The 23,759-nt window shown below is 26.4% G+C and carries 22 protein-coding genes and 3 pseudogenes; 19 read left to right on the top strand and 6 right to left on the bottom strand.

The window, feature by feature from the left end; all coding sequences use genetic code 4:
* Nucleotides 1-223: 223 nt before the first annotated feature.
* From RDJ14_RS02775 to cas1, 3 genes are read right to left on the bottom strand one after another with little or no spacing between them, the layout of a single operon-like run.
* Nucleotides 224-1,105, bottom strand: a complete 882-nt coding sequence (locus tag RDJ14_RS02775) for an ATP-binding protein (RefSeq protein ID WP_308149847.1) — start codon at nucleotides 1,103-1,105, stop codon at nucleotides 224-226.
* A gap of 14 nt (nucleotides 1,106-1,119) precedes the next feature.
* Entirely contained in the window at nucleotides 1,120-1,428 is a 309-nt protein-coding gene (gene cas2 / locus RDJ14_RS02770; RefSeq protein WP_308149846.1) for a CRISPR-associated endonuclease Cas2, read from the bottom strand.
* 15 nt (nucleotides 1,429-1,443) lie between these two features.
* A complete protein-coding gene (cas1, locus tag RDJ14_RS02765) occupies nucleotides 1,444-2,352 on the bottom strand; it encodes a type II CRISPR-associated endonuclease Cas1 (protein ID WP_308149845.1) in 909 nt (302 codons plus the stop codon).
* Nucleotides 2,353-2,709: 357 nt separating this feature from the next.
* On the opposite strand from cas1, the gene RDJ14_RS02760 reads away from it, so the two are divergent.
* On the top strand, nucleotides 2,710-2,838 hold the full coding sequence (locus RDJ14_RS02760; protein ID WP_308149844.1) for a hypothetical protein: 129 nt from the start codon (nucleotides 2,710-2,712) through the stop codon (nucleotides 2,836-2,838).
* A 256-nt stretch (nucleotides 2,839-3,094) separates the two neighbouring features.
* Nucleotides 3,095-4,978, top strand: a complete 1,884-nt coding sequence (gene mnmG, locus RDJ14_RS02755) for a tRNA uridine-5-carboxymethylaminomethyl(34) synthesis enzyme MnmG (protein WP_308149843.1) — start codon at nucleotides 3,095-3,097, stop codon at nucleotides 4,976-4,978.
* A 120-nt stretch (nucleotides 4,979-5,098) separates the two neighbouring features.
* On the opposite strand, the pseudogene mgtA reads toward mnmG, so the two are convergent.
* Together mgtA and RDJ14_RS02740 are read right to left on the bottom strand one after the other, a co-directional pair.
* Nucleotides 5,099-7,814 (bottom strand): annotated as a pseudogene (gene mgtA, locus RDJ14_RS02750) (magnesium-translocating P-type ATPase).
* A 71-nt stretch (nucleotides 7,815-7,885) separates the two neighbouring features.
* On the bottom strand, nucleotides 7,886-8,008 hold the full coding sequence (locus RDJ14_RS02740; protein ID WP_308149841.1) for a hypothetical protein: 123 nt from the start codon (nucleotides 8,006-8,008) through the stop codon (nucleotides 7,886-7,888).
* 192 nt (nucleotides 8,009-8,200) lie between these two features.
* Between RDJ14_RS02740 and RDJ14_RS02730 the strand changes: the two are divergent.
* The 17 genes and pseudogenes from RDJ14_RS02730 to RDJ14_RS02650 all read left to right on the top strand — a co-directional run bounded on the left by RDJ14_RS02730 (nucleotide 8,201) and on the right by RDJ14_RS02650 (nucleotide 23,146).
* A pseudogene (locus RDJ14_RS02730) lies at nucleotides 8,201-8,940 on the top strand (ABC transporter ATP-binding protein).
* Nucleotides 8,933-10,231 carry an FtsX-like permease family protein gene (locus tag RDJ14_RS02725; protein ID WP_308149839.1) on the top strand — a complete coding sequence of 433 codons (1,299 nt, stop codon included), beginning with the start codon at nucleotides 8,933-8,935 and terminating at the stop codon, nucleotides 10,229-10,231. The pseudogene RDJ14_RS02730 and the gene RDJ14_RS02725 overlap by 8 nt, the downstream one beginning before the upstream one ends.
* A gap of 168 nt (nucleotides 10,232-10,399) precedes the next feature.
* Complete coding sequence (locus tag RDJ14_RS02720) at nucleotides 10,400-11,515, top strand: hypothetical protein (RefSeq protein ID WP_308149838.1); 1,116 nt, start codon at nucleotides 10,400-10,402, stop codon at nucleotides 11,513-11,515.
* Between the two features lie 19 nt (nucleotides 11,516-11,534).
* Nucleotides 11,535-13,229 (top strand): ATP-binding cassette domain-containing protein, encoded by a 1,695-nt coding sequence (locus RDJ14_RS02715; RefSeq protein ID WP_308149837.1) that lies wholly within the window; start codon nucleotides 11,535-11,537, stop codon nucleotides 13,227-13,229.
* A 4-nt stretch (nucleotides 13,230-13,233) separates the two neighbouring features.
* Nucleotides 13,234-14,442, top strand: a complete 1,209-nt coding sequence (locus RDJ14_RS02710) for a hypothetical protein (protein ID WP_308149836.1) — start codon at nucleotides 13,234-13,236, stop codon at nucleotides 14,440-14,442.
* Nucleotides 14,443-14,444: 2 nt separating this feature from the next.
* On the top strand, nucleotides 14,445-15,359 hold the full coding sequence (locus tag RDJ14_RS02705) for a hypothetical protein (protein ID WP_308149835.1): 915 nt from the start codon (nucleotides 14,445-14,447) through the stop codon (nucleotides 15,357-15,359).
* A gap of 102 nt (nucleotides 15,360-15,461) precedes the next feature.
* Nucleotides 15,462-15,752, top strand: coding sequence for a hypothetical protein (locus tag RDJ14_RS02700; protein WP_308149834.1), 291 nt, complete (start codon nucleotides 15,462-15,464; stop codon nucleotides 15,750-15,752).
* 172 nt (nucleotides 15,753-15,924) lie between these two features.
* The gene (locus RDJ14_RS02695; RefSeq protein ID WP_308149833.1) at nucleotides 15,925-16,755 is read left to right on the top strand and encodes a Dam family site-specific DNA-(adenine-N6)-methyltransferase; all 831 of its coding nucleotides are present in this window, start codon (nucleotides 15,925-15,927) and stop codon (nucleotides 16,753-16,755) included.
* 16 nt (nucleotides 16,756-16,771) lie between these two features.
* On the top strand, nucleotides 16,772-17,395 hold the full coding sequence (locus tag RDJ14_RS02690; protein ID WP_308149832.1) for a DpnII family type II restriction endonuclease: 624 nt from the start codon (nucleotides 16,772-16,774) through the stop codon (nucleotides 17,393-17,395).
* Nucleotides 17,386-17,628 carry a DpnII family type II restriction endonuclease gene (locus RDJ14_RS02685; RefSeq protein ID WP_308149850.1) on the top strand — a complete coding sequence of 81 codons (243 nt, stop codon included), beginning with the start codon at nucleotides 17,386-17,388 and terminating at the stop codon, nucleotides 17,626-17,628. Before RDJ14_RS02690 ends, RDJ14_RS02685 begins: the two co-directional genes overlap by 10 nt.
* 140 nt (nucleotides 17,629-17,768) lie before the next feature.
* Nucleotides 17,769-18,461, top strand: a complete 693-nt coding sequence (rsmG, locus tag RDJ14_RS02680; RefSeq protein WP_308149831.1) for a 16S rRNA (guanine(527)-N(7))-methyltransferase RsmG — start codon at nucleotides 17,769-17,771, stop codon at nucleotides 18,459-18,461.
* Between the two features lie 84 nt (nucleotides 18,462-18,545).
* Nucleotides 18,546-19,310 (top strand): AAA family ATPase, encoded by a 765-nt coding sequence (locus RDJ14_RS02675; protein WP_308149830.1) that lies wholly within the window; start codon nucleotides 18,546-18,548, stop codon nucleotides 19,308-19,310.
* Nucleotides 19,303-20,190: a ParB/RepB/Spo0J family partition protein gene (locus RDJ14_RS02670; protein WP_308149829.1), complete on the top strand. Its 888-nt coding sequence runs from the start codon at nucleotides 19,303-19,305 to the stop codon at nucleotides 20,188-20,190. Before RDJ14_RS02675 ends, RDJ14_RS02670 begins: the two co-directional genes overlap by 8 nt.
* Nucleotides 20,191-20,519: 329 nt before the next feature.
* Nucleotides 20,520-20,891 carry an amino acid permease gene (locus tag RDJ14_RS02665; RefSeq protein ID WP_308149828.1) on the top strand — a complete coding sequence of 124 codons (372 nt, stop codon included), beginning with the start codon at nucleotides 20,520-20,522 and terminating at the stop codon, nucleotides 20,889-20,891.
* A gap of 8 nt (nucleotides 20,892-20,899) precedes the next feature.
* A complete protein-coding gene (locus RDJ14_RS02660; protein ID WP_374047462.1) occupies nucleotides 20,900-21,961 on the top strand; it encodes an APC family permease in 1,062 nt (353 codons plus the stop codon).
* Nucleotides 21,962-21,964: 3 nt separating this feature from the next.
* Nucleotides 21,965-22,396 carry a PLP-dependent transferase gene (locus RDJ14_RS02655; RefSeq protein WP_308149826.1) on the top strand — a complete coding sequence of 144 codons (432 nt, stop codon included), beginning with the start codon at nucleotides 21,965-21,967 and terminating at the stop codon, nucleotides 22,394-22,396.
* Nucleotides 22,389-23,146 (top strand): annotated as a pseudogene (locus RDJ14_RS02650) (PLP-dependent aspartate aminotransferase family protein). Before RDJ14_RS02655 ends, RDJ14_RS02650 begins: the two are co-directional and overlap by 8 nt.
* Before the next feature lie 112 nt (nucleotides 23,147-23,258).
* On the opposite strand, the gene RDJ14_RS02640 reads toward RDJ14_RS02650, so the two are convergent.
* Nucleotides 23,259-23,438, bottom strand: coding sequence for a hypothetical protein (locus tag RDJ14_RS02640; RefSeq protein WP_308149825.1), 180 nt, complete (start codon nucleotides 23,436-23,438; stop codon nucleotides 23,259-23,261).
* Between the last annotated feature and the right edge of the window lie 321 nt (nucleotides 23,439-23,759).

The raw sequence follows: 23,759 nt of genomic DNA, 5'->3' as shown, positions 1-23,759 counted from the left end.
GGGTTGTAGGGGGAAGGGAACCAAAATTTCTGAAATTTTAAAAGACCATAACAAAAATTACTATTAGTTATATCTGCACTATAGCCTTTAATAATTTTTATTAAGTTATGTAATAATTAATTACTTTAATAAAGTACAGATATATCAAAATAATTAATTATAATTGTTTAACAATTAAAAATGAGAGTATTATCTCTCATTTATATTTTATTAAATCTAACCATTAACTTGATACGCCCTGCTTTGACTCGCAAAATGAAAATAAAACAATTGCGTCTTTAATAATTTTTGTTAAGTTTTTTATACCATTAATGGTATTGTGTTTGATTAAATTAATACTTATCAAACTAGGTTTTAAAGAAAGGAGATATTCAGGATTATTTGAAACAATGATAATAGTTATAGAGTCACTTAAAAGTTTATTAAGTCAAACGTTTAGTTCATGTAAAATTTTAGGAGTTCCATATAATTCTGGTAAATCAAATAAAATAATAGTTGGTCGCAATTTATCATTAAAATCTAAAGTATTTTTTAAAATATTAAATAATAATATTCTTAACATAAAATGACTATAGTTATCTTCATCAATAATATTTTTTGTATCATTGTTAAAAATTTGTAGTTTTAATAGTTTATCAATAATATTATTAATAGAAAATGGTTCTAAATTTCCATTTAAAAGTAAACTATTATTAATTTGACTTTTATTAAGTGTTTCAAAAGTTGTTTCTTTTAATAGTGAATTAAAATTATCATGAATTTCTTCTAATTTTGTAATAATATTTTGATATTTTTCATTATCAGTATTAATAATATTTCTATTAATATTTTGTACCAAACTATTACGTAAAGGTGAAGTTTTTCCTAATTTTAACGATTCTTTAATATTAAAGTATTCTCGTAAATAAATGATTTGGTAAATATCATCATCAACTTGCTGTTCATCAACATAAAATTCATGCAATTTTCCTTTTAAACCTTGTTCTAAGGTGTTTAAAATTTCAGTTTTTCCACTTCCACTTTCTCCAATAATAATTGCTAAGTTATTATCAAAGTTAATAGTTTGCTTTTCAAAAATATGGTTTGAAAATTGAATTTTTTTCATAATTTATTTCCTCCTTAAAGTTCAATAATTAAATTTGTGTTAGTAATTTCTTCTTGATATGATTGTGTATCTACTAATAATTTCATAGATTCATATTGCTTTTCTGTAACTACTAAACAACGTACGTTTCCTTTTGGTGGTAAATGATTTGAAATAATAGAAGTTGTTTTAATAACTTCATCATGATGTGCACAAAGTTTTGCATAAACTGATAACTGTACCATATAAAAACTTTGGTTTAATAATAAACGTCGAAACTTATTATAGTTTTGTAAATCTTTTTTATTAAGTGTTGGTAAATCAAACATTACAAATAAACGCATAGGCGATACCTCATTTTATTTATCATCGTTTGTTTCTTCTTTCATTAGTTTAAAGTCAAAGGTAGGCAATTCTATCTTCTTATCATTTTCTTCTTTTAAACAAGTAATAAAAGATCTAATCATATAATCAATTGCCCGATTGATAGTTACAATTTTATTTTCAATGATAGTTTTTTGATTTAATAAATTAATTAATTCTAATCGATGATTATATGAAATACTGTTGTTGATATTATCAATATTTTTAGTAACTCAGTAATCTACTATTGGTCGTAATGGTTCAATAAAATCACAAGCTAAATTATAGGGGTTACTTTTACCAATATGGAAAATGCCCAAATAATTATTTATACCGTATTTACTAATTGTTCTAGAAATAGCACTCATTAAAATTTTGTATCCATAATTTAGTGCACTGTTAATACCATCATCATTAAATCTAATGAAACTGCTACCATATAATTCACGGAAAAAAATCTTGGCAGTTAATCCCTCACGATTATTAGCATCACCAAATGCAATATCATTATAGAAATTTTCTATCATCATAATGCTTTTTTCCGAACACTTTAAATATTTCATAATGATTAGAGTATTTTTTATTTTCTGTTTTATAATTTTTGTTCGTAATGATAATTTAAAATTCTTTTTCATGTTTATTTGTTTTTCGAATACTGTTAGTGGTTGTCAATGTTGGTTTAATGACATAGTAATACCTACTGGATCATATTTATCATCGCAAACAATAACAAAGATATCATTTGTCACTAGTTTAGCTAAAATCTGTGTTGTAACGTAAGTATAATTATTCTCTAAAACTATACAATTGATATCATTTAAGTTAAATAATGATTCTTTTTTGTCAGTAGTAATACAAAGTTGATTTTGTTTTAATGATATTTTTTCTGATTTTTTTATAATCACTGCTTTTCATGAAATATTAATCTCCGTCCCTTTCTTCTCTTAGGATAATTAATCTCATATACAACACTAATTCATTTATACATTTTTTTAATTTTTTGTCATGATTTTATATAAAATTGAAAATTTTATTATATATCAAAAGTTTTTTAACTGGTAGATTAGGCAATATTTTTTTAATAAAAATAAAAAAATATTTTTATTCCACAAAATTTTTTAAATTCAAAAATTTTTCCCTTAAATTAAGTCAATAAGTTTATTTAATAGTAAAACTTATTTGCAAATTATAAAAATAGTAATATAATTAATATGTATAAGGATTTAAATGAAAAAATTTTTAGAATACAAGAGGATAAAATTATGGAAAAAGATGTGAATTACCGTGTTGCTATTAAACTAGAATTTACTGAAAACCTTGATAAAAAAAATAAAAGTATTTACTCAATTAAAACTCATCTTGATTTAATTAATAAATTATTTGAAAGTTAAGACTTTAGTTTAATTATATAAAACAAAAATATTTTACTATGTAAAATAGCATAGTTTTTCTTATGTTAAAAATTATACTTTATCCCATCTTATTTTTTCTAAAAGACACCGATAATTTTAACAAATTCTTAAATACCCATCTATTATATTTTTAAATTTTATGATAGCATTACTATTGAAATTTATTATTAACAGTAGTTAATTTTAATGTTATCAGTTTTTAAAATACTAACTCATCTAATTGGAGGTGAAATCTATGAAATACAATTATGAAATCATTGTGGTTGGTGCTGGTCATGCTGGTGTTGAAGCTGCTTTAGCTGCTGCTCGAACTGGACATAAAACAGCAATAATTACCCTTGATAAAACTAAAATTGCTTTAATGCCTTGTAATCCTTCTATTGGTGGCCCTGCCAAAGGAATTGTTGTTAGGGAGATTGATGCCCTAGGTGGCGAAATGGCTAAAGCAGCAGACGCTACTGCTTTGCAAATGAAACTATTAAATAATTCTCGTGGTCCTGCTGTGTGAGCTATTCGTGTGCAATCTGATAAAATCGCTTATTCACAATATATGCAAGACATTATTAGTAACCAAAAAAACTTAACTGTTTTAGAAGTAATGGTTCAATCATTAATTATTAATGAGGGTATTGTACAAGGCGTTAATTTAGAAAATGGAAAACAAATTACAAGTAAAATTGTTATTTTAACAACTGGCACTTATATGACTGCTTTAACATTACAAGGCCATAATAAGAAAACTGAAGGCCCAGATGGTCAAAGAACTAGTAATGGTATTTCAAATCAATTAAAAACCTTAGGGTTTAATATGATTCGCTTAAAAACTGGTACTCCTCCACGTGTTAAAAAAGATAGTATTGATTTTAGTAAATCTAGTATTGAACTAGGTAGTGATTTACCATTAGCTTTTTCTCATGAAACTGTTGACTTCTTACCATTAAGTAAACAATTACCTTGTTACTTGATGTATACAAATGATAAAACTCATACCCTTATTAATAATAGTTTAGATAAATCACCAATGTACAATGGCGAAGTTCAAGGGACAGGTCCTCGTTACTGTCCAAGTATTGAGGATAAGGTTGTTCGCTTTTCTGATAAACCACGCCATCAAATTTTTTTAGAACCTGAATCAGTACATTTAGATTCTATTTATGTTCAAGGTTTCTCAACTTCAATGCCGATTGATATTCAAGATAAAATGTTAAGAACACTACCAGGTTTAGAAAACTGTGAAGTATTAAAATGAGCATATGCGATTGAATATGATGCTTTTGAACCAACACAACTATGACCAACTTTAGAAACTAAAATTATTAAAAACTTATTTAGTGCTGGTCAGATTAATGGGACTAGTGGTTATGAAGAAGCTGCCTGTCAAGGTTTAATGGCTGCTATTAATGCCCATTTAAAATTAACAAAACAAGAACCATTAATTTTAAAACGTGATGAAGGTTATATTGGTGTTTTAATCGATGATTTAGTAACAAAAGGTACTATTGAGCCATATCGTTTATTAACATCATTAGCAGAACATCGTTTATTATTACGTAACGATAATGCCCAAACACGTTTGATTAAACATGGGTATTGTGTTGGTTTAATTAGTGAACAACGTTATGCTAAATTCCAATCACAACAACAATTAATGAATAGTATTACTGAAGATTTAAAAAATACTAAAATTAGTCCTGATTCACAATTAGCACAATTCTTAGTAAGTAATGGTTTAGGACCAATTCCTCATAATCATATTGTGGCTTATGAATTAGTAAAACGTCCTGGCGTTAGTCTAAAAATGTTAAGTGATGTTTTACCACAATTAAATAATTTACTATATCATGAACTTATGGAATTAGAAATTACTATTAAGTTTTCAGGGTATATTAATCAACAATTAAAAATGGCACAACAAGCTAATAGTTTAGAAAAGAAACAGATTCCTACTGATATAGATTATGATTTAATAGAAAGTATTACTGGTGAAGCACGTGAAAAATTAAAGCGTGTACGGCCATTAACCATTGCCCATGCCACTAGAATTTCTGGCGTTAGTCCTGCTGATATTCAAGTTTTATTATTTTTCTTAAAACGTAAATATCCTCATTTAAATAGTTAATAATAAAAGTTGTAATCATAAGATTACAACTTTTTGTTTTTGGTGCAATTAATATTTTTTCTAAATCAAGTTTATTATATGTACTTAGTAAGTAGATACATAAAAATTATTATTGTATTATTATAATCATTTTTTAAATACTTTAATATAACCCATTTTTATAATTTGACTTAATAAACAATAACTGGCAACTATTCCTAAGACAATAGGAATATAAATTGGTGGTGGTCCTACCATATTCATTTGATTACCAAGGTAAGTATAGGGTAGAACTAAACCAGTCATACAAATGAAAATGGCCATGACATTAACAGGTCAAGTTGCTCGACTTTGAATAAATGGAATTTTTTCAGTTCTAAACATTTGTACAACTAATGTTTGTGTTAATAAGCCTCCAATGAATCATCCTGAATTGAACATATTAACATTATGTTCAGTAGGATTAGGGAATACTCCAAATCCAATTCCTAAAATGGCAAAGGTAGTAAGATCAAAAATACTACTTATTGGTCCATTAATAAAGGCAAATGGTAACATATCTTTCGCATTTCAGCGTTGTGGTTTTAATAAAAATGCATCATCAACCCGATCAAAAGCAATAGCAAATTGTGAAATATCGTACAATAGATTTTGAAATAATATTTGAATTGGAGACATAGGGCTGAAACTAAATCATGCTAATGATACTAGTATACTAAATACATTTCCAAAATTAGAAGCGATCGTAATTTTAATGTATTTTAAAATGTTACCAAATATACGACGACCTTCAACAATGCCATTTTCTAATACTAATAATGATTTTTCCAATAAAATAATATCAGATGCTTCTTTAGCAATATCAGTAGCATTATCAACAGAAATACCAACATCAGCTTGACGTAGCACTAAAGCGTCATTAATACCATCACCCATAAAGCCAACAACATGGTCATTACTTTTTAATACTTCAATAATTTTAGCTTTTTGTAATGGGTTCAGTTTAACGAAAATATTATTATTTTCAACAATTTGTTTTAATTCGTATTCTGCTAGCCCTATTAATTGTTCACCGGAAATTAAACCTTTAATTTCTAAATTAACACGATTACAAATAGCACGTGTTACTAATTCATTATCACCAGTTAAAATTTTTAAATCTACACCATGTGCTTTTAGGAGTTTGATCATTTTAACTGCTGATGGTTTAGGTATATCTAAGAAACTTACAAATCCATAGAAAATTAAATCTTTTTCGTTTTCTTCATTATATTTGCTAGCAGTAAGATTTTGATCTTCATAAGCTACTCCTAATAATCGTAGTCCTTTTTGATTTAAGTTAGTAATCGTTGCATTAGCCATTCTTAATAAATCTGATGTTAAGGGTACAATTTTACCTTGGTAAAAAATACGATTACAACTTTTAATAACTTCTTCAACAGCTCCTTTACAAATTAATTTTTTATTATTAAGCTCATCTTGGAGAACAATTGTTAGTTTTCGACGATTAAAATCAAAAGGAATTTCATCAATTTTTTGATAGTATTTATGTAAATCGTTTAAGTTATGTTCTTGACCAAATTTAATAATTGAACTATCCATTGGATTTTTAATTCCTGTTTGAAAATAACTATTTAAATAAATCAATGATATTAAATCTTTATTTTCTTGATTATCTAAAGTTATATAATTAACTACTTCAATGTTGTCATTAGTTGCTGTACCAGTTTTATCAGTGCATAGTACATCAATGGCTCCTAAATTTTGAATCGCAGCTAATTGTTTAACTACTATTTTTTGTTTACTCATTTTGTTAGCACCACGTGCTAAATTTGATGTTACAATCATCGGTAACATTTCGGGAGTTAAACCAACAGCAACCGAAATTGAAAAAATAAAGGCGCTTGCTCAATCATTTTTTAAGAATCCATTAACAATAAAGACAATCGGTACCATTATTAGCATAAAACAAATTAACATTAAAGTAACGCGTTTTATTCCTTTAGAGAAGTTAGTTATTGGTCGTTTTTGATTTATTGTTTGAGCAATAGTGGCAAAGTAAGTATTAGCACCTGTTGCTAAAACGATGGCAATGGCACTTCCTGAAATCACACTTGTTCCCATAAAACAAATGTTTTGTAAATCAAATAAATTTTGATGTTGAGGATTATTATCAGCATGTTTTTCAGCAGGCAGTGACTCTCCTGTTAGTGAAGAATGGTTAATAAATAAATCATTACTTAATAAAATTTTTACATCAGCTGGAATTAAATCTCCTGCTGATAAATAAATTAAATCTCCTGGTAATAATTCACTTACATTTATTTCTTGCGCTTGTTTAATAATAGCAATTGAGTTTTCTTTATTAATTGATTGTCCTGCATTAACATTGCGAATAACAGTTACAGTATTATTTACTAAGATTGTTAAACGTTTAGTAATAAAGAAAGCACGCATTGCTTGAATATAAATTAATGTTCCACTTAATATAATCATTGTTCCAACAATAATAGCAGCAACTAATGACAACATTGAAGCATCATTATCAGTAAAATATGAAAATAAATTATAAGCGGTAATAATTGATAAAATAATATTAAATGGGCCAAAATATGCTTTTAAAAATTCTAAAATTCAATTGAATTTTGCTTTTTTTTAAAACATTATTGCCATATTTTTTTGTTCTTGTTTCAATTTGGTCATTATTAAGACCAAATTTTTTTAATTCTAATTTATTTAGTAATGTTTTTTGATTAGCTTGGGCCATTGTTTTAATATGGTCACCATTTTTGTATACTAAATCTTTTTTAAAACTAAATTGCAGCTTAAAATGGATTTTATTTAAAAATCTTTTCATATTTCTTTACCTCCTTATTTTTACTTTTAAATAAGGAGTAAGTTATTGCTACACTAAAAAACTATTTTATATTAATAAAAAAAATTAAGAGGATATTTAACTGAATCTTTATTTAAAAGTATATCTTTAAAAATACTAACTATCATATTAGTAATATTATCTATACTGTTGTAGACGGAACTTTCTTCAGTCATGATATCACTCTCCTTTGCCCTTTGAGTTTATAGCATACTTTTTTAAAAACTAAAAATTTTTTTTAATATTCCTGAATTTACACACAAAAGGGGATTTATTTTTTTGTTTTTGATTTAAATTTTTATTTTTTTATTTTTTAATTTTATGTAAAATATTAGTGTTATGTTAATTAAAAAGGAGCAACAATATTAATGCTAAAAGATATTTCATCATCACCTCACACTATTGAATTCAAAAATGTGACTAAAAAGTTACGAAACCAAGAAATTATTAAAGATATTTCGATTAAATTACCATCAGGTAAATTTGTTGCCGTTATGGGACCATCTGGGGCTGGCAAAACCACATTTTTAATATTGCTTCAGGATTAGAAAAACCAACTAGTGGCGAAGTCATACTAAAAGATATTAGTATTTCTAATTTAAAAGAACCAAAGTTAACAAAATTTCGTGTCAAACACATTGGTTATATTTTTCAACAATATAATCTTGTCACATATTTAACAGTTAAGGAAAATATTATTTTAACTCAACAATTAACTAGACAAAAAATTGATAAAAATAAATTCCAACAACTAATTAAATTAGTGGGGTTAGAGGGAAAAGAAAAAATTAAAGTTAGTAAGTTATCAGGTGGACAACAACAGCGCGTAGCAATTGCTCGCGCTTTAATTGGTAATAATGAAATCGTTTTCGCAGATGAACCAACTGGTGCTTTAGATATTAATACTCGTAATACGGTAATTCAATTATTAAAAGATAGTTGTTCGCAGTTTAATAAATCTTTGTTTGTTGTTAGTCATGACCCTGTAGTGGCAAGTTATGCTGATTTAATTATTTTTATAGTTGATGGTAAAGTTTATGAAATTTTATCAACTAGTGATTGACAAACCATTACTGCAAAATTAGTGGAGATTGAAAATAATGTTTAGAATTATTATTAAACAATTTATGGCAAATTGGAATGTAATTATTGGTATATTTTTGGCATTATTTTTATCAACCATTTTATTAGCTAGTTTTAGTTTGTTATTAATTAATAGTATTTATGCTATTGTTTTAGGTCCATTATCAGGTATTAAAGTACCTGAACAACCGATTGCTATTTTTGGTAGTTTAGTGGGAATTATTTTTTTCTTAGGTTTATTTTCTATTTATAGCACTATTAATTTAGCTGTAAGATTACGTTGAAAGCAATTTATTTTATTACGGATTTTAGGATGTACTCATCGTAAAATTAAATTAATAATTTTCTTTGAAACTTTAGTGATAGCCATTGTTACGATTGGTACTTCATTAGTAGTATCTATACCATTTAGTAATGTTATTATTGATTTTTTACAAAATGGGGGAGGTTTAGATAAGGCTTTTCATTTGTATAAAAATTTTCAATACCAATGAATTTATATTTTAGCAACGATTTTTATTGTCATATTAATCACATATTTTGCTACATTGCAAATTAAGAAAATTGAGATTAGTAGTATTGATAATTTTTATCAAAAAGTAGTTTGATATAAAAGTATTATCAGAGTTAGTTTGGGAATTGTTTCATTTTTAGGCGCAATTGCATTAACTGTTATTCCAGAATTAATGGTTTCAGGTTTAGGCGAGGGTATGGTTTTATGTGCTATTTTTTGTTATATTATTGCCTTTGGATTACTAGGAAAATATTTAATTGGCGCGATAGTTTTTATGTTTCAATTTGTAGGCCGTTATTATTTAATTAGAGTTGCTAGTAAATCAATATTAGATAATATTGAAAAAATCTTCTTTCCTATTGCGTTATTAGTATCTTTAAGTTTATTTGTGAATTATACTATTACTATTCCTAATTTACTTAAGATTGACAACAGTGCAAATATACGAATTATTTCCTTATTAGCAATTATTATTAGTGTATTTAATTCAATTATTGCCCTTAATGATATTTGTCAATATTTTTTAGAAAAAAAACAAGAATTTAAAACATTACGAATTTTAGGTTATTGTAAAAAAACTGTTGTTAGTGCTTGTTTGATTGAAGGAACAATAATTAGTAGTATTGCTTTTTTGTTTAGTGTTGTACTTACCATTTATTTTAACTTACAGTTTAGTAGCCACAATGGACTAAATAATGTTTATAGTTCTAATCTTGTTGAGTTTTGAATAATTAATGGTGCTATTTTTGTTGGCAGTATTTTAGTTACTTTACTACCAGTTTGCTTTTTACTTAAAAAATAGATTTGTAATTTATCCATCTTTAAATTAAACTTAATATCATTAAAGTCAATAACTAAACTTAAACCTAAACTAAATCATTGAATTTACATTTCACACAATTAGTGCTTCATTTCTTTTAAAACGAGTTTTCTAGTATAATGTTAATAAGTAATATTTGGTGGTGTTAGCATGTTTCGTCGGTTTTTAATAGTAGCAATAACTTTACCAACATTAACTACCACTGCTAGTAGTCTTTTTGCTTGTAGTTGGAATTTAGAACCCACAGTGTTAATGCTATCAAGTTATGAAAACTCCCAATATCAAAATGATAGCGATCAGATTATTTTTAAAAAACTACAAACAATTTATGGAAATAATCATGTTGTAACTTTATTTACTTCCCAAGATGATAATCAATATGCAACTATGTTAAGAAATTTTTTAATAACTTACAATATTAAAAAGGTTTTTGTTTTAAATCCTAGTTTTCAAAAATATCTTCCTCATAGTAATGATACAAATGTTTATTACACTAGCAATATCGTTCGCGTTATGCAACAATTTCAAGATGTAAGATTTTATTTTTTCAACAATATCATTGCTGATTTAGTAAAAGTAAACAATAATGTTTATGACATTAGATTTAATAGTGCTAACGCTACTAGTCCTATCAATCCAGACTTTGGAAAACAATTAGCACAACATTTTGTTGCTAATATTCAAGCAGGAGTTGCTAATAGTGAATATAGTTTTGATAGTGATTTAAACGGACATTCCATTGTAAAAATTGGAGTTATTAATAATATTGGCATTGCTTATGATCAGAAAATTTTAGAACAATTTAAAACCGAAATTGAGATTATTAATACTACTAGTAGGTCTGTTATTTATAAAATCATTGAAGTTAATACTCATAATAATTTTGTTACTAGCAATGTTCATAGTTCCGATGGTATCCGTGCTGTGGGTGAAATTGCCCAAGAATTATATGAACATCATGGTGTTAATTTTATTGTTAATACTAATTCTTGATATAATAATATCATTTCTCATTCTGCTAGTTTAATCGCCACAAGATCAACATTTAGTAAAACTATTAAATTCATCGGTTATGATGTTATTAATAAAAATGATTATGTTTATGATAATAACAATTATTTAGCATTTAGTTTTAGTGCAGGATTAGAAATTATTGATGAAACAGTAAAATCTGAAATTGATGTTAAGTACAAAATTACTCCCAACTTGGGATTACCAGAAAGCAAAACTCAGACCTATGGTGTTAATCTTATTAATTTTTATTAAGTAAGACAAGGATGTAATTATGGGAAAAGCAATATTGAAATTAACTAATCTTACTAAGTACTATAATAACCGTGCTATTTTTAAAGATGTTAATTTAGAAATTGGTCAAGAAGTTCATGCCATTGTCGGGAGCAATGCTGCTGGCAAAACATCATTGCTTAAAATGTTTGCTGGATTTGATAGTCCTTCCAAAGGGAAAATTATAATTTCAAGTGCTAAAAAAGGAACGTCATATCCCCGCGATCCTAGTGAAATGTCAAAGTTTAAAATGGCATATGCTGGTCAAGATGATTTTTTCTTAAATGATTTCAATGTTAAACAAAACATTGTTTTAGGTAATGAACCATTAGTTGCTAAAATCTTTCCTAATTGAAAAGAAGCAGAATTTAGAATTAATAGTTTAATGACTAAATATAAAATTAAACTTAATTTAGATAAAAAAGTATCAACACTTGCCATTGAAGAATTAAAAAAATTATCATTACTACGAGCCTTATTTAAAGAACCAAAAATTTTATTACTAGATGAACCAACTGTTGGTTTATCAGATAGTCAAAAATTAGAATTTTGAATGATTTTTAAAACATTACGCAGTGAAGAAATAACGGTAATATTTACAACTAGAGATGAAGAATTTGCCAAAGCTGTTTCTGATCGTGTTTCTTGGATTAAAGATTATCAAATTACTAATACCAAAATTATGAAATTGAGTGAAAACACTAAAATGTTTGCCACTGATTATTGAAGCAATGTTATTAACTATCATAAACCACAAGCAGTTACTGGTGTTCCATTATTGTATGTTGATAATTTAGCAGAAAATAACCCTAATCTTTCTGATTTTCATGACATTGAATTTGTAATTGCTCCTGGTGAAATTTATGGAATTTATGATTTCGAAAACCTTTATAGTGAAGTGTTAATTGATAGTTTAGTGCGAATTAATAAAACTAAAACGGGACGTATCTTTTTTAAAGAATCAGAAATAACCAAATTGAAACCACAAGATATTAGTAATTTAGGTATTGATTGAGTATCAGGCCAATATATCCATAAAGGGGTTATTCCTGATGCAACGTTATTTGAAAATTTTACATTTTGAAATTATAATAAACCCAAATATGTAACTAAATCAGGCGTTGTAAAGACTACTATTGTTAATAAAAAAGTAAGAGAAATTATTAAAGATTATAAAATCTTTGATGACAATGATATGTATATAAAAATTCAAAAGTTATCAAAAGGTGAATTACAAAAATTTGTATTAGCTCGTAGTATTGAAGAAAATCCTCAATTATTAATTTTATCCAATCCATTTTGTGACTTAGATGAAAAATCAGCAAGATTAATTCTTGAAAAATTAATAGCATTACGAGAAACAGGCGCTAGTATTTTAATTATTGATACAGATCCTTATTTATTACAATTGTTATGTCAGCGTGTGGCTGTTATGTATCATAAACAATTTGTTTGTAAGTTAGCAAATAATAGTGTTAAAGTGGAAATTATGAATAATCCAGCACGATGACAAGAATTTCCTATCACTAATGAAATAGTTATTAAGACTGATAAAATGTATCGCTTACCACAAACAAAATGGTCAGTAAAAAAGGAAAAATTAAAAAAGTTTATTAATTATATTAGTAAGCCAATGGTTAAATTGCATAATTGAATTAATAAGAAATTGGCAAATATTAAGTCAAGGTTAGGTTAGAACTATGTTAGAGAATTTTAAAAAATGGAATTTTTGATTGGTAGGTGGAGTATTATTTATTACTACGATTTTTGTAGTTAGTTTAATTTTATTGATATCTAAAGTTAACCCTTTATCATTTTGAAATACCATTTTTATTCAGCTGTTAAGTAATTTAGTAACTTTTAGTAATTTAGTGGAAACATTTTGTGTGCTCTTATTGACAGGATTAGCTGTTGCTATTACTTTTAAATATCGAATTTATAATTTAGGTGTATCGGGGCAGATGATGTTCAGTGCTATGGTTGCGTATGTCTTAGCTGTTACGATTGCTAAAAGTGGTGGTCATACCCAATGAATTACTCCTTTCTTGATATTAGTTGCGATTGTAATTGGTGGTTTATCAGGTTTAATGATTGCTGTTTTAAAAGCTTATTTTAAAGTTCATGAAGTAATTAGTACCATTTTATTTAATTTCATTGCTTGAGAAGGATACAAAGGAATTATGAGTAGTAAGATATATGAAGATTTAAAAATTCCTACTGCTATTACTAATTTACGGTTTTCATTAGTTAGTGGACCGTTTAGTGTCACTAATTTATTTTCGTCTGCCATTATTATTGCCCTATTAATTTTCATTATGGCGTTTATTATGTTTAATAATCGTACTTTAGGTTTTAAACTTAATGCGATTGCTAAAAATCCGATGGCAGCAAAACAAGCAAGATTAAATCCGCAATTTCAAGGATTAATTATTCTACCAATTTCTGGAGCAATTTCTGGTGTTGCTGGTTACTTATATTTTTTAGGAATTAATAATCATTTGCCAGTGTTATCAGTTCCTATTCAAGAAGGATTTTACGGTATTGTTGTGGCGACCATGGCAGGTTATGCACCATTGCTTGTTTTACCTTCTACTATCTTTGTTAGTTTATTTGTTAGTCCTATTGAACATAATGCTTTTATTTATTTAAAAAATCCTGAAGTGGCGTTAATTATTTTAGGAATAACAATATATTTAATGGGTATTTATCCATTTATTTGACATTATTTACGGCATTCAGTTTTCATTAAAGAACGGTGAGAGCAATTTAAGAAAAAAGCATCACGACATAAAATTCCCCCAAAAAAAATATCAGTAATTCACTTGCAAACTGCAAATAAAAAACTTTCTAAAAATAAATTATCAGCATTAAAAGATAAGATTATACGTAAGAAAGAAAAGGAAAAATAATTATGGTTTTCTCATATTCCACTGTTTTAATTAATACTCTTCTATTTGCTTGTCCATTATTATTGTTATGTACAGGTGGTATTTTAAATACGCGTGCTGGAATTGTTAATTTAGGATTTGATGGCATCATGTGTGTTGGTGCAACATTCTATTGTATTATTGTTTCTCAATTAAAGAGCAGTATGGGTAGTTCTGTTGCGATTCTAGCTTTTTTTGTTGCTATTATTGTCGGTATGGTTTTTAGTTTATTACATAGTTTGGCCACATTAATCTTTCGTGCTAATCAGTTTCTAGTTTCTATGGTGATTAATTATTTAGGATATGGCTTAGCAGTTGTTTTACCATTATCTTTTACAGGCACAATTAATTATTCATTATCAAGCATTTATATTCCTTTATTTTCATGACCTTCATTTTTAGTAACATTGATAGTTATTTATTTATTTGCTGCTTTGTTATTTTTAACAAAACTGGGATTATATATTAGAGGTATTGGTGAAAATCCTACAGCAGTTGCTTTGAACTATATTCATGTTAGAAGATCACGAATGTATATTTCTTTAATTTCTAGTTCATTAGCGTGTTTTGCAGGAGCATTCTTTGTTTATATACTACCTAGTAGTTTTATTGATACTAATAACTTTAATGGCATTGGGTTTTTAGTAATCCCGCTATGAATGATGGCACGTAGTAGATTTGTGTTAACAACTATTATTTGTTTAATTTTCTCTTTTATTTATCAAGTTGGTAATGCAACACAAAGTTTTAGTTTGATTAGTAAAAATATTCCATCTTGACTATGAGGTATGTTGCCGTACTTAATTGCTTTAGGGGCACTGATGATATTTCGACCTGATACGATGTTACCACCATCTTGAGGTGTACCATATGTTAAAACTGGACGAAGATGACAATAGCATGTTGTTATTGAATTTAAAGAATAAATTGTTTCTCTCAATTATTCAATAAAATTAGATATTAAAAAAGATTATTTACTATATAATAGTAGTAATGGTTTTATGTTTTTAACAAAAGCGTTTTTTCACGGTGAAAGCATTAAAACCTTATTCTTTTCGCCTAACCAAAGAATAGAAAATGTTCAAGTATTAAATAATCAGCATGCTAGTTATATATTGTTAGAATTTATTTATAATCACTCTCTGTTAAGGTTGATTGAACCACATGCTCCTGATAGTATAACTGTTGTCGCTAGTTTTCTAGAAGAAATTAAAGATGGCATTATACTACTAATCATTATTAGCCCTGTTTTTGTTGGTATTTTCCATTTACAATTATTGTCTTTGAACTAGATACTCAATACAGTAAAAAATACAAGTTAGGATAAAACTGTCAAAACTAGTAGGTTTGTTAAGGGGTAATTAATTATAATTTGTCTTAAAGAATTATAAATAAAGCTTTGTAATTAATAATTTATTATATTAAAAATCATATGTTAAGATAATTTAAGAAAGTTGGTGCTTTATGAAAATTAGACCTTTTTTAAAATGAGTTGGAGGAAAAACACAGTTAATAAAAGAAATTGAAAAAAGAATGCCAAAAAACTTTAACAATTATTTAGAACCATTCATAGGTGGTGGGGCATTGTTTTTTAATATGCATAATAGTAATAATAATTTTATAATTAATGATATTTCTTCTGAATTAATTAATGCATATAAAGCAATAAAAGAAAATCCACAAAAATTAATGAAATTATTAGATGAACATGAACTAAATCATGGTTTAAACTCTAAAGAATATTATTTTCTTATTAGAGAGCAAGATCGGGATATAAATTGAAATAAAAAAAATATTTTTATTAAAACTGCTAGATTAATTTATTTAAATAAAACGTGCTTTAATGGTTTGTATCGCGTTAATAAATCTGGATATTTTAATGTTCCTTGAAATAAAAAGGAAAAAATTAAGTTATATGAAAAAAACAATATTTTAAATTTAAGTAGAATTTTAAATAGTAATGTTGAGATTTTAAATAGTGATTTTGAAAATGTCTGTAATTATGCACAAAAAGGAGATTTTATTTTTTTCGATCCGCCATATGATTTAATAAAGAAAGATACTTTTGATAATTATACAAAAGATAAATTTGGTATTGAAGGTCAAAAAAGACTATCTAATTTGGCTCATAAGTTAAAAGAAAAAGGCTGTTATGTTATGATAACAAACCACAATACACCATTAATAAATGAGTTATATAAAGATTTTACTATTGATGTAGTTCCTGTAAAAAGAATGATTAACTCTAATGGAGAAGGCAGAGTGGGAATAGAGACTATTATATACAACTATTAATGAAGGGATAATAGATATGAAAAGAGCATTTACAAGTATTATTGATAATCTTAAAACCACAATAGTTGACTATGAATATTATGTTAACTTTGAAAAAATTTACTATCAAGTTTGAAATTACCTTGTTGAATTAAATATTTTGAATTTACTAATTGGCTCAAAAAATATTGAGGAAGATTTTATAAAAATTATTAACGATTATCCGAAAGTAATTTCAGTTCTTCCATTATTATTAGCAGTTACAAAATTTGATATACCAGTTATTGATCATTATTTAATAACATATAATTTTAAAACAAAAAGTATGTCAAATAATGAATATGTTAATTTCATGAAAAAAACTAAGTTATTTGATTTATTTGAAAACAACAAAATCAAAAATTTAGTAGATTATGTTACAGGTATTGTTGTTGGTTTAGATTCTCATGCAAGAAAAAATAGAACTGGTTTTATTATGGAAAAGATAGTAGAAAATTTTATTAAAAAAACAAATTATGTTGATTTTTTTAAACAAATTAAAAAAATAGATATTGCTAATAAATATGGAATAGATATAAATAAGTTGCTAGTAGATAAAAATAATAAAGAAGCAGAAAAAAATTTGATTTTGTTGTTAAAACAAAAGAGCGTTTATTTTTAATAGAAGTTAACTTTTATAATGCTGGTGGCTCAAAATTAAATAGCGAAGCTTCAAGATTTAAAACGCTATCTAAAACTATTAGTAAATTGGATAATGTAACCTTTGTGTGAATAACTGATGGTATAGGTTGAAAAACAGCTAAACCTAATTTAAAAGAAGCATATGATGAAATAGAAAATTTTTATACTTTACTTGATTTAGAAAATGGAGTTTTAGAAAAATTATTTAAATAATTAATTTTGCATAAGTTCCAAATTACATAGTTTTTTCATTTTGTTAATAAAATTTTAAAAGAAAAAAGAATTATAAAAAATAGAACCCATAACAGGTTCTGATATCCAAAAAATATTCATGAAAATCTAGGAGTAAACCAATGAACAACTGATCAAAAGATCTAACTAGCCTAAATCTAACTCCAATCATGGAGCAACAATTAAAACAATATTATGAAATCTTAATTTTCGAAAATAAAAAATATAATTTAACTACCATTACTAAAGAAATTGATGTTTATTATAAACATTTTTATGATGCTCTTTTAATTACTAATGACATAATTTTAACTGACCAAAACCTTTGTGATGTTGGTAGTGGTGCTGGGATTCCTGGTATTGTTTTAAAGATTTGTTTTCCAAGTTTACAATTAACAATTGTTGAATCTAATGGTAAAAAATGCCAATTCTTACAACAAGTAGTAACACTATTAAAATTAGAAAACGTTTATATTATTAATCAAAGAGCAGAAGTATTCGCCCACCAATATCGTGAAACATTTGATATTGTTACAGCAAGAGCTTTAGCATCATTAAATGTTTTAAGCGAGCTATGTTTAGCATTAGTAAAAATTGACGGTTTATTTATTGCCTATAAAGGTTTAAAAGTTGATGAAGAATTAACTCTTGCCCAAAATAGCATTAAAACTATGGGTGCCAAAGTAGTTAATCAATTTACTTATCAATTACCAAATGATTATGGTCAAAGAACATTGGTCCACTGTCAAAAATATAAACTATGCGCCTTAAAATACCCAAGAACCTACCAACAAATTAAAAGTAAACCTTTGTAAAGAATATTAGTTTAATTTAGTGTTAAACTTAAATAGTACTACTAAATAAAATATTAAATAATTAGGTTTAGAAAGGTAAAATTTATGGGAAAAATTATTGCAATTGCTAACCAAAAAGGTGGAGTCGGAAAAACTACCACTGCTACTAATTTAGCTGCTGGAATTGGCAGAGAAAATAAAAAAGTATTGTTAATTGATTTAGATCCACAAGGTAGTGCTACCATTTCAATGGGTTTTGCTGGTGATACGATTGAAGAAGATATCTATGATGTTTTAGTTCATGATGTTGAAGTTGAAAAAGTAATTAAGACTGATGTCTGTCAGGGTGTTGACTTACTACCTTCGACAATTTCTCTAGCTGGTGCTGAAATTTTCCTATTAGAACAATCACGTAATAAACGTAACATTTTATTAGAAAAATTAGCACCTATTAAAGATAAGTATGATTATATTATTATTGATTGTCCTCCCAGTTTGGGATTAGTTAATCGTAATGCATTAGCTGCTGCTAATTCAGTTATTATTCCCTTACAAGCTGAATTCTATGCTTTAGGAGGATTAGTACAATTATTATCAACGATTAGATTAGTGCAACAATTATTTAATCCAAATTTGGAAATTGAAGGAATTTTATTAACCATGGTTAATATTAGGACAACATCCTCAGTAGAAGTTATAAAAGAGATTGAAAAGAACTTTCGTGAAAAAGTTTATAAATCTTACATTCCACGTAATGTAACATTAAGCGAAGCTCCTAGTCATGGTAAAAATATTTTCACTTATCGCCCGAAATGTGTTGGAGCAATAGCATATAAAAATTTAGTTAATGAGGTGTTAAACAATGGGTAATGATAAAAAAAATCGTATTTCAACTAAAGGTTTATCTTCTATTTTTGGTGAAGGTTTAACAGAATTAATAACTAACATTGAAAGTTCACCAGAAATGGCCAACTCTTATGCGCAAACTATTTTATTAAGTAAAATTATTCCTAATTCTTATCAACCACGAATGGTATTTAACAATCAAGAAATCCTAGAACTAAGTCAATCAATTAAAGAGCATGGTTTAATTCAACCTATTATTGTTAAAAAAACTTTAACAGATGGCATTTATCAATTAGTTGCTGGTGAAAGACGAACTAAGGCTGCGAAATTAGCAGGATTAGAAGTAATTCCTGCTATTATGATTGAAGCAACTGACCAACAACTAATGGAATTCGCTTTAATTGAAAATATTCAAAGAGTTGATTTAAATGCCTTTGAAGAAGCACAAGCTTATCAAACAATAATTAGCAAAATGAAATGAACGCAAGAACAATTAGCACAAAAAGTTAATAAATCACGTAGTCATATTGCTAACACATTACGAACTTTACAATTACCAGTTGAAATTTTACAAATGTTACAACGTAATGAATTAACAATGGGACATGTAAAACCATTATTAAGTTTAGGTGCTAATGTTCAATTAATGTTAAGCATTGCCAAACAAGCATTAGCTGAACAATGAAGTGTTCGTAAAGTTGAAGATGTTGTTAAAATGCAACAAGTAAGGATGAACAAAGACAAGAATAAATTTAAAACTGATGATATACATTTATTAAATTTAGAAAATACTTTAACTAGAACTTTAAATACACGTGTTATTATTAAAAATAATCAATTGGTAATTAGTTATCTTAATAATAATGATTTAAATCGTATTTTAGAATTCTTAAAACTAATATAAATATTAACTACTGGTGTTAACTTTTACAAGTTAACACCAGTAGTTTTATTATTAAAATGGTATTATGTTGAAGGATTGAGGCAAGATAGTATCTGCAGTAGTATGTATAACCAGTAACATATTGCAAGCCCTAAAATGAGGTTTATTTTGTCAATGAGTAAATAAAATTTTTTGAATAAACTCCAAAATAAACATTAATAAGTTTCTTAGTTAGTAATTCTATCACATTAAAAATATAATTAGTAGTCTTGTAATGTTATATATTTTTATATATATTTTTAATCATAATGATTAACTATTAAATAAAAATAGAAAGTGAGAAAATTATTTTGCAAATCAAAAAATATGGTTTTATCATAACCTTCATGATGTCAATTTCTGCTACAGTTGGTTCTTCATTATTAATTATTTACGGAAATGTAGCACAAATGTCAGGATTTAATCCATGATTTATGATTGTTTCGTGAATAATTGGTGGTGTTTTAGTATTACCACAAATGTTAATTTTAGGTGAAACAGCACGAAGTTATCCTGAAAACGGTTCAACTTATATGTGACTAAAAAGAGGAAATTGGAAAGGAATTGGTTTTTGATTTGGTTGAGTTCATATTTTTATGATTTCAGCAATTGCTTTATCAGCAACAAGCATGGCTTCAGGGATTTTATTAAGTGAGTTTTTAGTATTACTAATGAGTGAATAATTAAACTAATGGGAATCACAGTAATGGTCTTACTAGCACTTACTCATATTTTTATCAAAAATTCATCAGGAATTTCACAAATCATATTTACTACTAGTAAGTTTATCCCTGTTTCGATTGTTATTCTTGTAGCATTAATTTATGGCACTACTCATAGTTTTACTAGTGAACATTCTAATGCCAATAGTTCAATGGGCACAATTCTGCTTTCTCAGTTCTTATTAATTCCTGCTATTGCCACTACTATGTTTGCTTTTTCTGGAATGGAATCAGTTACGTATATGGCAGGAGAAGTAAAAAAACCACAACAAAATATTTTTAAAGCATTATTATGAGCAACAATTGTTGTGGTGGCATTATATGTAATTTTATTAATTGTATTATTAGCAATTGCTGACCCTAGTAAATGGGCTGATAGTAATGGTAGTTATACTAATGTTTGATTTACAGCAATCATGAATAGTCCTAATATTCCAAAAGCTTGGGCTTATACTTTTAGTACCTTAACTATTTTTGTATTCTTAGGTTCATTAAATGCCCATTTATTTTATCAAGCAAGATTAGTGCAAAAAATTGCTTTAGAAAAAGATTTATTTAGTTTTTTTACTAAAACTAGTAGTAAAACTCACACTCCATATACAGCTCTTGGTTTAATTGTTTTTCTTGCAATTATTTATATGATGTGAAATGAATTATTTAGTATTATGACTTATGGGGTCCTTGCTAATACTATTTTAAAGTTCATTGGCATTGGTTTTAGTACTAAGTTAAGATATGGTAACTATGGTTACAAACGTTTATTTAGTAATTTTTGATATTTCACTTTTTTAATTATTTCTACTATTGGTTTTTTTGTTTGTGTGATTGGATCTTTAGTGGCAAATTATTGATTAGCACAATCAGAGCATAATATGTGAGTATTTTGAAAATTAATAATTGTTGTGGTTGCTATGTTTTTAGGTTATCCTTTATATTATTTAAAATTATACATAAATAAATTACAAGTAGCTAAGAAAGCAACAACTGAAGTTGTAAAACTAAGCACATTAAAAAATATTGAGGGAATTTAAAATATGAAATCCACATTAAAGTCATTAAAAATGGCAACCACTGCTGTTCATGGTGAAAATAAAAAACATCATCATAATGCTATTAATACTCCCATTTATTATTCTTCAACTTTTGAATTTGATAATTTTGAAAATCTTGAACAAGTTTTTAATCGTGAAAAAGAAGGATTTATTTATACAAGATGGTCAAATCCAACAAGACAAGAATTAGAAATAAAAATGGCATTGCTAGAACAAGGAGAAGCAGCACTTGCTTTTGGCTCAGGCATGGGAGCTATTAGTGCAACCTTATTAACTAATTTAAAGCATGGTGACCACATTATTTTTGATAATGTAATATATGGTTGCACTTTTTCTTTAATTACTAAATTTTTGGTTAAATATGGCATTACTTATAGTGCTATTGATTTAACTAATTTAAAAAGCATTAACTAATGCTTTACAAGACAATACGAAAGTTATTTTTTTTGAAACTATATCCAATCCTACTCTTAAATTAGTTGATATTCCTGAAGTTGTTAATATTGTTCGTAATAAAAATAAAAACATCAAAATCATTGTTGATAATACTTTTGCCACTCCATATAATTGCAACCCACTATTATTTGGCGTTAATTTAGTTATTCATTCAGCAACTAAATTTATTAGTGGGCATAATGATGCTTTATGTGGGGTTGTTGTTGGCAATGCTGCTGATATAATGGAAATTAAACAGCATGGTTTAAAAGATATTGGTGCCAATCTTTCACCAATGGATGCATATTTAGTCATTAGAGGTTTATCAACAATGGTATTAAGAATTGAGAAAGCAACTAGCAATGCTAGTGTCATTGCTAATTTTTTAAACACTCATCCTTTAATAAAACAAGTTATTTATTTAGGTTTGCCTAATCATAAACAATATCAATTGGGAAAAAAATATTAAATTCATTTGGTACAATTTTAGCTTTTGAATTTAACGGTACTACAGTACAATTAAAGCAGTTTTTTAATAACTTAAAATTGATTAAATTAGCAGTTTCTTTGGGTAGTGTTCAAACTTTAATTGAGCATCCAATGACCCAAACACATAAAAGTTATGATGATAAAGATTTAAAAAATGCTGCTATTGCTAATAATTTAATTAGAATTGCATGTGGAATTGAAGATGTTGCTGATTTGAAAACAGCATTAAGTAAAATTTAATCTGTTTATAAATTAAATATAACGTGTTAGAATTAAAACTAATCAATTGGTAATTAGTCGCATTTTAGAATTCTTAAAACTAATGTAAATATTAACACCAGTAGTTTTATTATTAAAATGGTATTATGTTGAAGGATTGAGGCAAGATATTATCTGCAGTAGTGTGTATAACTAATAGCATAATGCAAGCAAATAGAATTGAGATACCAATCACGATTTTGCTGGCACCAAGAATAATTGCCATTTTTGTTGGTAGGTTATGTTGATGATTTTTGTGGTATTTACTTTTCATAATTTACCTCCTAGTGAAAATAAAATAATCTTTTAATCTTTCATTAATTATAACATATTGCAGGCTCTAAAATAAGAACTATTTTATTCAATCTTTGAAATATAAATAAAAGTTTGTGTATTAATATCAATTATTTATAAAGTCATAATTAAATTTTAGTTTATCGAAAATTAATAATATTGGTTAAGTCCCGAATCTTGTGTAAATTTATTTTTACAGAGCAATATTTCTCATATCAAATAAATTTAGTTTAATTTATTATACCATACTTAAAAGTTGGTAGGTTAATCTTATCTAAAATTAATTTTAAAATTCTTATAG

This window comes from Spiroplasma sp. AdecLV25b, from assembly GCF_030913225.1.
GTDB lineage: Bacteria > Bacillota_I > Bacilli_A > Mycoplasmatales > VBWQ01 > Spiroplasma_E.
Note: the sequence above shows the minus strand (reverse complement) of the source record. Positions and strands in the feature narration are given on the sequence as shown.